Consider the following 14,389-nt stretch of genomic DNA (forward strand, 5'->3'; position numbering starts at 1 on the left):
CGGAAGGACTGGATGAACGAGGGTTGCGGCTGCATCGGGGATGCGGAGGGCCGGGTCAAGACCTTAGAATGCGTCTCGATCGGCCAGGCCCACCCGGTCCCAAAAAAGAAGCGCTCCAGATTCAAGGAGTTGGAGCATGGCCATGCGATCAGATGACGCCATCCCGTCGCATGGACCTGCTCCGGAGAGCGTCGCGACGGGGCGGAATCACCCCGATCGCGAGAGAAGCGCTCCAGATTCGAAAAGCTCCGGCGGCCACGTCCGCGCAATTCCGCCCGCGCGTCGATGGGACGTGGTATGAGCCGGGACGTGGAGCGAGGATGATGCCGCTGACCGAACCGTCTCACGATCGCGGTGCCGATCCGGCCGAAGTCGCCCGCTTCGACCGGCTGGCGCGGGAATGGTGGGATCCCAACGGCCCGATGAAGCCGCTGCACCGGATGAACCCGGTGCGGCTCGCCTTCATCCGCGACCAGGCCTGCGCCCGCTTCGGGCGCGACCCGAGGGCAGAGGCGCCGCTCGACGGCTTGACGGTGCTCGATGTCGGCTGCGGCGCCGGCATGCTGGCCGAGCCGCTGGCGCGGCTGGGGGCCACGGTCAAAGGCATCGATCCGGCGCCGACGAACATCGCCGTGGCCCGCGCCCACGCGGCGGCGGGCGGCCTTGCGATCGCCTACACCGACCAGGCGGTGGAGGACGTGGGCGAGCGCTTCGACATCGTCACCGCCATGGAGGTGGTCGAGCACGTGCCGAGCGTGCCGCAGTTCGTGCAGGGCTGCGGCGACGCGGTGAAGCCCGGCGGGCTGCTGGTCATGGCCACCCTCAACCGCACCATGAAGTCGTTCGCGCTGGCCATCGTCGGGGCGGAATACGTGCTGCGCTGGGTGCCGCGCGGCACCCACGACTGGAACCGCTTCGTCACCCCGGCCGAGCTCACCCGTTCGATCGCGCAGGCCGGCCTGACGGTGGACCGGCAGACCGGCGTGGTCTTCGATCCGCTGGCCGACCGCTGGCGGCTCTCCGCCGACATGGCCGTCAACTACATGCTGACGGCGGTGCGGAGCGGGAGCCGATCGGTCAGAAGCGCTTGAGGGCGACGGAAATCAGGCCGAGGCTGCTCAGCAGGGCCGCTGCGGCGCTGGCGAGGTAGATCGACAGAACCGCCGGATAGAGGCTGAGGCCGATCATCCCGCCGACCACCGCGACGACGAAGCGCAGGGCGATCCAAGCGAATGGCCGTGCCACCTCGCCGATGGCCTGGCTGGCGAAATAGGCGGCGACGCCGGCCCCGATGATGGGAAACAGCGGCGCCAGGCACAGCAGGTAGAGCGCGCCCTGGGCGGCGATCACCGGATCGGTGGTGAAGATCGCCATCCACATCTCGCCGCGGACGGCCACGATGCTGAACACCACGCCGATGGCGGCGGCGACGACCATGCCGGTCATGGCGGCCTGGCGGGCGCGCCGCCGGTTGCCGGCGCCGACGGCGGTGGCCACCATGGTGATCACCGCAGAGGCGAAGGCGAAGGTGACCGGCGCCTGCAGCAGCTCCAGCCGGGACGCGGCGCCGTAGGCGGCGATGGCCTGGCTGCCGAGGCGGCCGACGAGGCCGGTGACGAGGAGCGCGCTCGCCTGGAACACCACCATGGCCCCCGAGGCGAGCAGGCCGATGCGCAGAATGGCCGCGGCCTCGTCGCGGCGGATGCGGAGGTGACGCCCATCGAGCCGCACCAGCGCCCGGCGGGACACGAGATAGCCGCCCAGCACCAGCGCGCCCACGCCATAGGCGGCGAGCACGGCGACCCCCGCACCGGCCACGCCCAGCCGCGGAAATGGCCCCCAGCCGGTGATCAGCGCGGGCGACAGCAGCAGATGGAAGACTTCACCGATGAGAATGGCGGAGGCCGGCACCAGCATGTTGCCGGCCCCGCGGGAGATGTTGGCGAGCGTGTTCATCAGCCACACGGTGACGCAGCCGCCGAAGACGATGGCGCCATACTCCGTGGCTGCGGCCAGGGCGGCGCCGCTGAGGCCCATCGCCTGATAGAGGGACGGGCCGGCGAGCAGCAGGATCACGCTGGAGGCGACGGCACCGGCCAGCGCCAGGCCCACGGCGGTGCCGGCGAGCGAGCGGGCTCGCTCCCGGTCGCCCGCACCGAGCGCCCGGCCCACCGACGCGGCGACGCCGGCACCGAGGCCCGCGGCCGTGATCGTCTGCATCAGGGTCAGCAGCGGGAACACCACCGAGACGCCGGCCAGCACCTCGTTGCCGAGCCAGGCGACGAAGAACGCATCGGCGGTGATGAAGGTGATGCGCGCCAGCGCTTCGAAGACATTCGGCGCGGCGAGACGCACCAGCGTCGGCAGCACCGGCCGCTCGAGCAGCAGGCGCGTGCGCAGGTCGAGCTGCGGCGCCGCATCGGACAGAGCCGTGGTCATGGACGGTTTCAACCCTTGGCGGTCTTATGGCTTGGTTTGCGCTGTCGACTTTAGACGACAGTTCCCCGAACGCCATGCGCGCACCGCGGCCGCGGCCGTACGAGCGCTCATGGCCCGACAGGGACGCGCTTCAGACCGAAGGGCGCTCGGCCTTCGAGCAAGCTCTTGCTCTGCTTATGGCGCGCGGGCCTCGCCCATGCGCTTCAGCACCTCCGCCGTGGCGGCGTCGGCCGGGAAGAAGGTTTCGAGCGCCAGCTCCGCGAGCGTGATGTCGACCGGTGTGCCGAACACGGTCGTGGTGCTGATAAACGACAGCACGACGCCGTCGACGACGAGCTGCAACGGCACCACGACGCTGGCGTGGTCGACCTCCGGCGGCGGCGTGCGCGGGCCCGAGACGCTGGGCGTCGGATAGGCCTTGAGCTCGCTGAGGAGCTCGATCAGCACCGGGTCGGCCGAGACCTCGACCTGGTGGCGCAGGCGCGCGAGCAGGTGGCCGCGCCATTCCGGCAGGTTGGCCGTATGGGGCGCGAGCCCGTCCGGATGCAGCGCCAGCCGCATCACGTTGACCGGCGGCTTGAGCAGGGCCGGCGCCACGCCGGCCATCAGCGGCGCCACGGCGCCGTTGGCGGCGACCATGGTCCAGTGGCGGTCGATCGCCAGCGCCGGGTAGGGCTCGTGCCCCCTGAGCACCAGGTCGACCGCCGCGCGGGCCGAGGTCAGCGCCGGGTCGTCGAGCGCCCGTTCCGGAAACACGGGGGCGAAGCCGGCGGCGACCATCAGCACGTTCCTGTCGCGCAGCGGAATATCGAGGTGCTCGGCGAGCAGGAGCAGCATGTCGCGGGACGGCTGCGAGCGCCCGGTCTCCAGGAAGCTCAGGTGCTTGGTGGAGATCTCGGCCTCCAGCGCCAGATCGAGCTGGCTCAGGCGGCGGCGCTGACGCCAGTCGCGCAAGTGGTCGCCGACGGTGCGTTGAGCTTGGGTCATGGGCGCAGGTTAGCGGCCCCCTTGCGGCGGTCCAATTACCCCGGGGGTAATGGTGCGCATGCCCGCCGCCGCGAGAGCTTCCGTTACGGGACCCCCGGCGACAATATGCTGTATAGTGCTTCGCCGGGATCATGGATGCGGTTTCGTTTTTGACCAAAGCCATCCTGACGGCCGTCTGCGGTGAGGGGCAGGCTGCTCGCCCGGCCCGATACGGGGCGTCACCGTCGATGCTCGGCGCTGACCAGGGGCGAACGGACGGCAGACATCCCGTCAGCCCGAGGGGCTATCGTCTTCCTTTACGGTTGCATTTGCATCTTCTGTCAATCAAAGATTGCCATGGAGCTGATACATGAGCACACCGCCACAGGGTTCCGTCCTCGATGTTCAGCGCTATCCGGTCCTGCCGGACAGTCATTTGCGTCGATCGCGCGTCGTATCCGATCGCAACGCCGCATTGGCCCTGTGGCCGAAAAACGCGGTGATCGCCGAGATCGGCGTCGCCCTCGGCGGCTTCTCGGAGGCCATCCTGGCGACCTGCCGCCCGAGCCGCTTCCTGGCCATCGACCGCTTCGATCTGCACGAGCTGCCGTCGCTCTGGGGCACGCCCATCACTGAACACTTCGGTGATCTCAGCCACCACGAGTTTTATCGGAGGCGATTTGCGGCCGAGATCGAGCGAGGCCAGGTGTCTCTGCACGAAGGTGATAGCGCGGCGGTCATCTCGACGCTGCCGGATGCGAGCGTCGATCTCTTTTATGTCGACGCAGACCATACGTATGAGGGCGTTTGGCGCGACCTGGAGGCGATACGGCCGAAGGTCAAGCCGGACGGCTGGATCGTGATGAACGATTATATCCCAGCCGAAGTCGGACTGAGCAACGAGCCCTACGGAGTCATACAGGCCACGAACGAGTTCATGGTCAAGCATGGATGGGAAATGATCTACTTTGCGCTCGCCTACGTCATGTATTGTGACGTTGGCCTGCGGAAACTCGGGGCGAGCGACTAGATCACACCAGAATTTTGTTCCGAACCATCTGGGCACCCTCGCGTTGCGCACCGCGGGTGGGCGCGCTCGACGGGGATGTCGCCCGGCGCGGGTCCGCTACCGCAGCCGCAGCCAGGGGTGCCGCTCGTGCATCTGCTCGATCAGCTGGAGCTTGTTGTCAGGCACGTTGGTCTCGTAGTGAAGCATTGAATGAGCATGAACGCGGTAGCCCGCAAGGACCTCGGGAACGTGCTCGCCGAAGCCGCCCTGTTCGACGAGCTTGCACCAAAAATCGAAGTCCTCCCAGCCGGACTTGACCTGACGTTCATAGCCCCCGACGCTCACCCAAGCGGATTTGCGGACCAGGGCCATGGCATCGATGTAGTTGCCGGGCACGAAGCGAACCGGCTCGTAGGGATCGAGGCCGATCCGGTCCTGGCTGTCGCCGAAATGCTGGAGCTGAGGATAGGCGTAGGATGCTCCCGATCGCTTGATCGCCGCGAGGCACTGCTCCGCGCAACGGGGCATGAGCCGGTTATCGGCATCGAGCGGCAATACGTAGGCCGTCTCGGCAAGGGAGAAGCCGACGTTGCGCGAAAATGCGAGGCCAGCGTTCGGCGTATTCTGGATCAGCATGGCGCGATTGAAGCGCTCGTGGTTCGCCGTCAGCCAGGCTCTTGCAATCGCCTGCGAGTCATCCGTCGACGCGTCGTCGATGACGATCAGGTCGATCTCCGCCAGCGTCTGGTCCCGCACGGAATCCAATGCCTCGACGACGAAATGGGCATAATTGTAGAGCGGCACGACGACCGTGACCTCGGCCAGGCGCAGCTGGTCCGTTTCGAACAAGGTCGTATGGCTCGGGATATGAGGTCGGGGCCGGAGCGGTCTCGCCGCCCGGGCCAGATCCAGCTCGAAGGCGCGCGCCGCGCGACGACCGGCAAAGCGGATCTGCTCGATGATCGAGCCGATCGCCTCTGCGCGGGCTTCCGGACCGAACTTGCCGAGCACGTCATCGAACGCCGCCCGGGCCATCGCGGCCCGCGCGGACGGGTTGTCCACCAGCCGCACGAGCGCGTCGTGCCATTCGTCACGGGTTCGGGCGAGGCAGCCGGTATCGCCATCCCGAATGGCTAAGCGGTAGGGCTCGGTCGGCGATGCGATCGTCGGCACGCCGACGAGAGCTGCCTCGAAATATTTCAACTCGCTCTTCGCTTCACAGAACGGATTGTCCACCTCGAGCGGGGCCAGGTTGATGTCAAAGCGGGCCAGCTCCCAGGGCAGCTGCGCGAGCGACACCATCTCACGCCACTCGATCTGCTCCTCGAGGCCGGAGAAGACGGGGAATTCGCCGAGCCGCATCACCGGATCGCCCATATGCTGGAACAGGACGAGCCGACATTGCGGCCGTTCACGCAGCACGTCCGCGACCGCCTCGGCCGCCTGGGCAAAATCCTTCTGGTGCGTCCTGGTCCCCGTCGCATAGCCGATCCGCACGAGGTCGTCGCCCGGCCGCAGCGCGCGATGGCGTACCGCCAGCCGCGAGGCATTGAGCACGCCCTCATCGAAGCCGTTCCGCAACATGAATGTCGGCTTGCCGCACAGCCACAGCCGACGGGCCAGCGACCCTGTCGGGGCGATGCAGTAGTCCGCGTGCGCCAGGGTGGCCTGCACCCGCTCGTAGAGCCGGCGCACCGGCCCCTCGCTGAGCCCCATGGAGCGGATGCCGTCGATGATCTCGATCTTGGCGACGTCGGGCTCGAACATCAGGTCATCGATGTCGAAGATCAGCCGCGATCCGCCATCCCGCGCCGCTCGCACGACCGCATCGACGTTCTGATCCCAAGCGGCCCGCCACAGCACGACCAGATCGGCGCTCCGAATGGTATGCAGATGCTCCTCGATCTGCTCGATCCGCATGTCGAAAGCCTGCGCTCCGACCGATCGCGCCGCCTCCACGGCCCGCTGTACGCGATAGATGTGGCCGGGTGTGTCGGCCTCGCCGGAGATGAACACGATTTTTGCGGCGCCTTCGCCGCGCAGGCCGGCGAGATGTGCGGCGTCGTATGCCTGTTCCTGGCGTCTGCCCTGATCAACGGGCAGCGGCGGGCCCGCCGTCCCAATGGCGGCGGCCGCGGCGCCGCCCTGCTCGGCCCGCAGGCGCAGCTTGGCCGGAAGCCGAAAGGTGGCTGTCCACCAAGCCAGCTTGAGCGAACGTCGCGCGAACCGACGGAGTCCCGGAAAATTCGTCAGACGGGCGCGCAGCGGATAGGTCACGCGCCAGGCGGTGCTGCCCTCGATGAGCTGCAACCGGTGGGTCGCTTCATGCGCAGCCCGATGCTGCTGACGCAGGTCCTCGCGGGCCGTGTCGTGGGCATGGTGCAGCTCGGCGAATTCCTGGCTCAGCCGTCCGTTCGCCTGCAGCGCCGTCGTCACGGCGCCCTGCAGCGCGGCGAGCTCCCGGCTCAGCCGCTCCTTGTCGTGCTGCGTCGTCGTCGCGGCGCTTTGCAACGCGGCGAGTTCGCCGCGGAGCCGTGCCCTCTCCTCGTGCGCGGTCCTCGCGGCATCCTGGACCGCGGCAAGCTCCAGGCTCAGCCGCTCTTTCTCCTGCAGCATCGTCGCTGCGGCCGACCTCGCCTCGTCCCGATGGGCCGACAGCGCGTCGAGCTCGGCTTCTGAAGCTGCGCGGTCCGCCTCGAGGGTCGCCACGCGCGCCGCCGCCGCGTCGCGTTCCTGCGTCGTCGCACGGACCGCAACCTCGAGCTGGGCAGCCTGCCGTCGGGCCGAATCTATCTGATACCGGCTCGTGACCGCCGCCCCCAGGGAGGCGTAGGCGGCCCGAACGAGCTGCCGGCTCTTCATATCGCTCTCGAGCAAAACACGTATAGCCGGCGGAAGCGTCCTCCCGACGCCCAGAACGCCCAAGCCGTTGCCGTGGAGGAACTCGAAGGACGGATATTGCTCTGCCAGCTCGGCCCAGAGCCGAAACACCCCGAAATCCCGCTCCTTGACGTTGGTGTCGTGGAACAGGACGACGCCCCGGGACGAGAGCTTCGGTAGCCAGGTCTCGTAGTCGTGCCTGACGGCCTCGTAGCCGTGCGCGCCGTCGATATGCAGGAGGTCGACGGATCCGTCGGCGAAATAGCGGAGGGAATCGTCGAACGTCGAGCGCAGAAGCCTGGCGAACGCGGCGTAATTGCGCTCGTTGGCGGCGCTCAGCTCGTGAAACACCTCCTCGCCATAGAACCCGGCATGCTCATCGCCAAGCCAGGTATCGACGGCGTAACAGGCGGTCGGGAGCTCCAATTGCTGGACGGCCTGGCAGAACGACAGAAAGGAGAAGCCGTTGTGCGTCCCGAGCTCGACGATGGTATCCGGCCGCATGGCGCTCACCAGCCAGAACGCGAACGGCGCGTGTTCGAGCCAGGCCGACGTCACGATATGGCGCGGCGGCCAGAACGATGCGGGCCCGAGGCAGCTCGACAATATTGCGGCGTCGGCCAGGATAGCGGATCCCGGCGCGTCGGCCTGCAAACTGGGTTGTTTCAACATGTTTACCAACCAGTACCTTGGCCGGGGCCGGCGGGTACTTCCGCATGACTTTCAGAGTCGAGGCCGCCTGCGCCAGTGCCCATGCCCGGGCAAACGCGGGCGCCCTCTCGCACAGTGCTCCTGAAAACGCAAGAGCGCAGCGCCAGCCCTGGGGCGGAACTGGACGGGCGGGAGATCGACTTGTCAAGCCCACGCCCTTTTACGGCGCAAGCTCGAGCCAGGCAGATGTCACGATGACGCTGCGGCCCGGACGACGCGGATCCGAGGCAGATCGACAGTATTGTCGGCGTCGGCAGGGACCGCGGATGCCGGCGCGGGCCGCCCGCAAACTGGATTGCTCCACCACGCCAATCAATCAGAACCTTGGCCGTGATCGACGGATACTTCCGCACGACTGGAGAGTCTAGGTCGCCCGCCCTGGGGCCCATGGCCGGGCAGTGCGGACGCCATCGCGCACGGAGTGCCTGAAAATCGTCGCGCAGGTTCGGAGCGGCGCAGGTCGTCCGACCGATGTTTCGGCGGGGCGCGTCGAGCGGTCATGCAAGCGGTTGCGCTGTCGATACGGGCCGTAAGGTGATCGTGTGAATATATCTTATCACCATCACTATTCTGACAGCATAATACATATGCACATCTATCTGAGTCGACGGCGGCAACGATACCTGTGATATGTCGAAATATACGATCGACGTCTCGACCGATCTGCTGGCTCGATCGAACCGTTGTTAGGGGATCAGCCATCTGAATGCGCGTCGTATGAACGCCTGACCGTCGTCGGTCACGGGCGTTCCATGCGCCATCAGCACCTTTTCGGCAGGCCATGCGAGGACGCGTGCAACGGAGGCGCGCGCGGCCCGGCGATTGGTAAAGGCCGCACGGAACTTCCGCGGCACTGCCGGTTCAGGACCGAGCATCAGGTCCCATTTCGCCACAAATGCACGCCAGCTCGAAAACCAATTAGCGGGGAGTTGTTGGATGAGGTCGGTGAACATCACGGTGCGGCTGTTACGATGGAAGAATACCACTTCGCTGGTGATGGCGTTGCCCTGCACCACGACTTGATCGATCTCCGCGGCCCAACCGGGATTTGGCGCGCTTCCCAGATCGCCGTCAAAAGCGACATCCTTGCGTTTCTCCCGTAATCCGGGCGCGGCGTAGATCTGCGCATCCGGATAGGCGCCTTTCCAATCCGTGATGAACAAGTGGTGGAGTGAGTTGGGAGCGATCAGATAGCGGACCTCGCCAAGCGCATCGACCGCGCTTCGAAGACGATCCGTCAACGCAACGGGCGACCAAACGAAGAGGCGTCGACCAGACAATCTGATGACGACCATGCGGGTCGGGTAGTGAAAGCCCATCATGGCCACCACATCGGAACCATCCGCAGTCCAGATCTCGTGGCCGAATTGTTCCAGCACGGCCGACCCTGCCCCTATCGAACGTCGAAGCTGTCGAGAGCCTTCCCGGCGGATGAGCGCGAGGGCTGCTCGCCGATGCCTTCGACGACGATGCGGATGAGGTGCCTGATCTCATCTTCGCTGAAGGGCCCTCCGGCAAGAGCCGACAGCATGGCTTGCCCATAGATTCCGAGCAGAACCAGCGACATGAAGTCGGGATCGTCGTCTTTGCGAATGACGCCCTGCCGTTGTCCGAGCACCAGAAGGTCGCGGACGAGTCGCTGGAAGGATGGACGCTCCGGCGGCGGTTGGAGCGACGGTCGCTCGGCGGGAGCGAGCGCCAGCCTTGCAAGCGACGGATTGGCCAGACACCAGTGCGCGCTGTCGAGAAAGACTGTCTGGAGCAGGGCCAATACGTCTTCGTTTGCCGCGATGCGGGTGCGATAGACCGCGTCGTCCGCTTCCACGCGGCCGATGAGCCGCAAGGCGATGTCCTCCTTCGAGCTGAACAGGTTGTAGACCGTCTTACGGGTCAGGCCGGCGCGCTGGGCGATCTGCTCCACCGACACGTTGGTAAATCCCATCTCCCGGAACGCCGCGTCTGCCGCGTCGAGGATGAGATTCCGGGAGCGATCGGTGCGTTTTGGCCTGGTCATTTTTATACGGTAGTGTATTTTTATACACTTGTAAAATTTATCGTCGAAAACCATGCGGCTGGAAGCCGACGGCGGCCGTGCGCGGCCCGCGTCCGGCCAGCGATGGCGTCATGGCCGGGCGTCGCCCGACCAGCCCTCCCGGTACACGGCTTCGGCGATGGGCAGCAGCTCGTCGCGGTCGAGGCCCGCCGTCACCGCGAAGCCGAAGCCCTGATCGATCCAGACGAAGGTCGCGGCCCCGCCCTCCTCGCGAAAGCGGAACGCCGTCTCGTCGCCCTTGGCCGCCTGCACGTAGAGCGTCAACCGGCGGCCGGCGCCGTCCTCGTACATCAGCTGGGCCGCCGCGCCGGTGCCGCCCGGCAGCAGGCGCCCGCCCATCAGCCGATAGCCGAAGCGGGCCAGATCCGGCGCTGCCAGCGGCCGGCCGAGCCGCTTCGACAACCATTGCAGCAGGTGCTTCTCGTTGCTGGCCGCGACCTCGACCGGGTGGGCCACTTCGACAACGAAGACGCGGTAGGCGCGGGCGGCATCGCGCGCGACGACGGCGGACGTCGGCTGCGGCGGGGCCGCCGGAACGACGCCCCAGCGCGCCGCGGCCCAACCGCCGGCGCCCCCGAGCGCGAACAGGCCGATGGCCGCGGCGGCGGCCTGCAACCGGCGCAGCCGGGCGGCGCGACGGCCAGCCTGGATATGGGCGACGCGCAGCCGGGCCGGAATCGGCTCCGCCGCCCGGGCCGCCAGGCGGACCCGCAAGCCCTCACGCAGGCGCCGGTCCGCCGTCGCCCGCTCGCGCACGTCGGCATGGGCGTCGAGATAGGCTTCGACCTGCGCCAGCCTGGTGCCGGCGAGCCGGCCATCGATCCACGCCTGCAGATCGTCGTCGCCCATGGGCGCTTCGCCGGCCGTCATTTCACCCTCCGCAGGGCCGGGCCGTGGCCGTTCTCCAGGATGGCGCGCAGCCGGCTGCGGCCGCGCGACAGCCGCGACATCACCGTGCCGACGGGAAGCCCGAGCGAGCGGGCCGCCTCCTCGTAGGAAAAATCCTCGACGCCGACGAGCAGCAGCACGCTCTGCTGCTCCTCCGGCAGCTGCTGCAAGGCGGCGAGCACATCGCTCATTTCGGCACCCGCCTCCTGGGTGGCCGGCTGCGCCATCATCTCCGTATCCAGCTCCACATGCGGACCGCGGCGGACGAGCTGCCGGTAGCGGTCGAGATAAAGATTGCGGAGGATGGCGAACAGCCAGGCACGCAGCTCGCCCTCCGGGCGCCGGAGCGACCAGCGCGACAGCGCCCGCTCGAGGCAGTCCTGCACCAGGTCGTCCGCCGCATCCTGGTCGCGCACAAGGGCGTAGGCGTAGCGCCGCAGCGCCGGAATCTGCTGCTCCAGCAAGGCTGCGGTGTCATCGCGGGCCATGCATCTCGGACCTCTGCAGCCGCAGGCCGCCGCCGCGCCCGTCGAAGAGCACCGCAGGGCAAGGCTCTTTTGTTGGCGTGATGGAGGGCCGGGTCAAGCCGGCCCCTCCATCCGCCGCGGCGCGCGGCTTCAGGGCGCGGCGATGTGCCAGGCGCCGTTGAGGAAGCCGTCGCCGGTGATGTCACCGGGCTTGCTGTCCTTGGTCCAGGTGTAGAGCGGCTTGCCCTTGTAGGCCCACTGCTTGGCCCCGTCGTCGCGGGTGACGATCGAGTAGCCGGCGTCGGGCTTGGCGCCGGCATCCGCCAGCAGCGGCGGCCAGTTCGTGGCGCAGGACCCGTTGCACGCCGATTTGCCATCCGTATCCTTGGCGAAGGTGTAGAGCGTCATGCCCTTGGCATCGACCAGGGCCTTGCCCTTGGCGGTCTCGCCCGTCTTGGGCGGAGGCGCGGCGAGCGCGGCGGTGACGGCGCCGGCAACGGCGAGCGCCAGCAGCGCCGGCCGGACGAACGAGTTCAGCATCTGTCTCTCCTCGGGCAGGACATCCTGTCCACGGGAGACGACGGCGGCGGCCCGCTATTCCACGCTCACGGATTTTGTGAAGGCACAGCTCAGTCGCGTCGCTGCCACAGCATAGTAGTTTTGACGGATTCTGTTGGCCGCCAACGGTGCAGATGCGCACCTCCCTGCAAGCGGGGCGAAGGCGGGGAGCGGCGCCGACGCTGCCAAACCGTCAAATCCTCCATGCGGAGCTGCATCTCACGATCAGATGGACTCATCCGATCGGGGCGACATGTTCCAGGTCTTTTGATCTGGAGCGCTTTCTCGCGATTGGTTGGAACCACCCAATCGCAAAGCGCGCTAGCGCTCTGCGGCCGGTGCGTTGCGCCGGGGGTGGGCGCGGCGGTGCCACGCCCAAGCCGTGCGCACGATAGTCGCCAGGTCCGAATAGCGGGGGCTGAAATGCAGCACGTCGCGGGCCTGCGTCGCATCGGCGATGAGGGCCGCCGGATCGCCTTCGCGACGGGCCCCCCGGGCTTCCGGCAGGGCCTCCCCGGCCTCCGCCGCGATCGCGTCCAGCACCTCCTTGACGGAGAAGCCCCGCCCGGTGCCCAGGTTGTAGGCGCCGCCGGCATGACCGTCGAGCAGGCGCTGGAGCGCCGCAACGTGGGCGTCGGCCAGATCGCTGACGTGGATGTAGTCGCGCACGGCCGTGCCGTCCGCCGTCGGGTAGTCCGAGCCGAAGATCTGGAAATCGTCGATGTAGCCCTGCAGCGCCATCATCGCCCGTGGAATGAGGTGCGTCTCCGGATCACGAAGCTCGCCGATGTCGCCGTCCGGGTCGGCACCGCAGGCGTTGAAGTAGCGGAGCGCGATGGCGCGGATGTCGTAGGCGCGCGCGTAGTCGGTCAGGATGCGCTCCACCATGAGCTTGGAGGCGCCGTAGGGGTTCACCGGGTTGGGCGGCGTCGCCTCGCCGATGGGAACCTGCTCGGGTTGGCCGTAGATGGCGCAGGTGCTGGAGAAGACCAGACGCGGACAGCCGGTGTCCAGCATGGCGCGCAGCAGCGACAGGGTGCCGGTGACGTTGTTGTCGTAGTATTTCTGTGGGTCGGTCACGGACTCGCCGACGTAGGCGCATGCTGCAAAGTGCAGCACGGCCACGACGTCGTGGCTCCTGATGGCGTCGGCGACCGCGACGGCGTTGCGGATGTCGCCGTCGACCGTCGGTCCCCAGCGCACGAAGTCGCGGTGGCCGGTGGTGAAATTGTCGAACACGACGGGGCGGTAGCCGGCCGCGGCGAGCGCCTTGCAGGTATGGCCGCCGACGTAGCCCGCCCCGCCGACCACCAGAACGCTTTGGCTGGCCATGATCTTAGCCTCCGTTGTGCGGCTCAGCGCGCGAGCGGCGTGTAGCCGTCCACCGCCCAGGAAAAGCCGCCGATGCGGTCCGGCCCGGATTGGGCGATCAGCTGCTCGAAATAGGGGATGGTCTTTTCCAGCCCCTTCCGCAACGGCACGGTCGGCTCCCAGCCGAGGGCCTCGCGCGCCTGGGTGATGTCTGGCCGCCGCTGCTTGGGATCGTCCTGGGGCAGCGGGCGATGGACGATCTTCGACTTCGAGCCGACGATGTCGATGATCATCGTCGCGAGCTCGATGATCGTGAATTCGTTCGGATTGCCGAGGTTGACCGGCCCGGTGACCTGCTCGTCCGTGGCCATCAGTCGCACGAACCCCTCGATCAAGTCGTCCACGTAGCAGAACGAACGGGTCTGCTGGCCCTCGCCGAATACGGTGATGTCGCGGCCCATCAGAGCCTGGACGATGAAGCTGGAGACCACACGGCCGTCGTTGGGGTGGGTGCGCGGCCCGTAGGTATTGAAGATGCGCGCCACCTTGATCGGGATGCGGTGCTGGCGCCAGTAGTCGAAGAACAGGGTCTCGGCGCAGCGCTTACCTTCATCGTAGCACGAGCGCGGCCCGATGGGGTTGACGTTGCCCCAATAGGCCTCCGTCTGCGGATGGATCGAGGGATCGCCGTAGACCTCGCTGGTCGACGCCTGGAACACCTTGGCTCGCAGGCGCTTGGCCAAGCCCAGCACGATAATGGAGCCGATCACGCTGGTCTTGGTGGTCTGCACCGGATCGCGCTGGTAGTGCACCGGCGATGCAGGGCAGGCGAGATTATAGATCTCGTCCACTTCGATGAAGAGCGGATGGGTGATGTCGTGCCGCAGGACCTCGAAGGATTTGTGGCCGATCAGATGCTCGATGTTCTTGTGGGTGCCCGTGAAAAAATTATCCAGGCAGATGACGTAGAAGCCCTCGCTGACGAGCCTCTCGCACAAATGCGAGCCGAGAAAGCCCGCTCCTCCCGTGACCAGAACGCGGCGCTCCAGATGCATCTATCGGCTCCTGCTAGGCGTTCCCAGCGCAGCCGCCAGAACGGACCTCAAC

Annotated in this window: 12 protein-coding genes; 2 read left to right on the forward strand and 10 right to left on the reverse strand. The window is 67.2% G+C overall.

The window, feature by feature from the left end; genetic code table 11:
* The first annotated feature begins 323 nt into the window (after positions 1-323).
* Positions 324-1,091 carry a bifunctional 2-polyprenyl-6-hydroxyphenol methylase/3-demethylubiquinol 3-O-methyltransferase UbiG gene (gene ubiG / locus ACZ5PO_RS07370; protein WP_464191801.1) on the forward strand — a complete coding sequence of 256 codons (768 nt, stop codon included), beginning with the start codon at positions 324-326 and terminating at the stop codon, positions 1,089-1,091.
* Here ubiG and ACZ5PO_RS07375 read toward each other — a convergent pair.
* The gene (locus ACZ5PO_RS07375) at positions 1,078-2,439 is read right to left on the reverse strand and encodes an MATE family efflux transporter (RefSeq protein ID WP_464191803.1); all 1,362 of its coding nucleotides are present in this window, start codon (positions 2,437-2,439) and stop codon (positions 1,078-1,080) included. The genes ubiG and ACZ5PO_RS07375 overlap by 14 nt on opposite strands.
* A 174-nt stretch (positions 2,440-2,613) precedes the next feature.
* Complete coding sequence (locus ACZ5PO_RS07380; protein ID WP_464191805.1) at positions 2,614-3,426, reverse strand: helix-turn-helix domain-containing protein; 813 nt, start codon at positions 3,424-3,426, stop codon at positions 2,614-2,616.
* Positions 3,427-3,775: 349 nt separating this feature from the next.
* On the opposite strand from ACZ5PO_RS07380, the gene ACZ5PO_RS07385 reads away from it, so the two are divergent.
* Entirely contained in the window at positions 3,776-4,435 is a 660-nt protein-coding gene (locus ACZ5PO_RS07385) for a class I SAM-dependent methyltransferase (protein WP_464191807.1), read from the forward strand.
* Between the two features lie 96 nt (positions 4,436-4,531).
* Here ACZ5PO_RS07385 and ACZ5PO_RS07390 read toward each other — a convergent pair whose 3' ends face one another.
* The 8 genes from ACZ5PO_RS07390 to ACZ5PO_RS07425 all read right to left on the reverse strand — a co-directional run bounded on the left by ACZ5PO_RS07390 (position 4,532) and on the right by ACZ5PO_RS07425 (position 14,337).
* Positions 4,532-7,966, reverse strand: a complete 3,435-nt coding sequence (locus tag ACZ5PO_RS07390; protein ID WP_464191809.1) for a class I SAM-dependent methyltransferase — start codon at positions 7,964-7,966, stop codon at positions 4,532-4,534.
* Positions 7,967-8,691: 725 nt separating this feature from the next.
* Positions 8,692-9,384, reverse strand: a complete 693-nt coding sequence (locus tag ACZ5PO_RS07395) for a DUF4336 domain-containing protein (RefSeq protein WP_464191811.1) — start codon at positions 9,382-9,384, stop codon at positions 8,692-8,694.
* A 14-nt stretch (positions 9,385-9,398) separates the two neighbouring features.
* On the reverse strand, positions 9,399-10,073 hold the full coding sequence (locus tag ACZ5PO_RS07400) for a TetR/AcrR family transcriptional regulator (protein WP_464191813.1): 675 nt from the start codon (positions 10,071-10,073) through the stop codon (positions 9,399-9,401).
* Between the two features lie 54 nt (positions 10,074-10,127).
* The gene (locus ACZ5PO_RS07405) at positions 10,128-10,928 is read right to left on the reverse strand and encodes an anti-sigma factor family protein (protein ID WP_464191815.1); all 801 of its coding nucleotides are present in this window, start codon (positions 10,926-10,928) and stop codon (positions 10,128-10,130) included.
* On the reverse strand, positions 10,925-11,434 hold the full coding sequence (locus tag ACZ5PO_RS07410) for an RNA polymerase sigma factor (protein ID WP_464191817.1): 510 nt from the start codon (positions 11,432-11,434) through the stop codon (positions 10,925-10,927). The genes ACZ5PO_RS07405 and ACZ5PO_RS07410 overlap by 4 nt, the downstream gene beginning before the upstream one ends.
* Before the next feature lie 129 nt (positions 11,435-11,563).
* Positions 11,564-11,953: a COG4315 family predicted lipoprotein gene (locus tag ACZ5PO_RS07415; protein WP_464191819.1), complete on the reverse strand. Its 390-nt coding sequence runs from the start codon at positions 11,951-11,953 to the stop codon at positions 11,564-11,566.
* A gap of 339 nt (positions 11,954-12,292) precedes the next feature.
* Complete coding sequence (galE, locus tag ACZ5PO_RS07420; RefSeq protein WP_464191821.1) at positions 12,293-13,303, reverse strand: UDP-glucose 4-epimerase GalE; 1,011 nt, start codon at positions 13,301-13,303, stop codon at positions 12,293-12,295.
* Between the two features lie 23 nt (positions 13,304-13,326).
* On the reverse strand, positions 13,327-14,337 hold the full coding sequence (locus ACZ5PO_RS07425; RefSeq protein WP_464191823.1) for a UDP-glucuronic acid decarboxylase family protein: 1,011 nt from the start codon (positions 14,335-14,337) through the stop codon (positions 13,327-13,329).
* Between the last annotated feature and the right edge of the window lie 52 nt (positions 14,338-14,389).

The sequence above is a fragment of the Chelatococcus sp. KU-N122 genome, assembly GCF_055391085.1.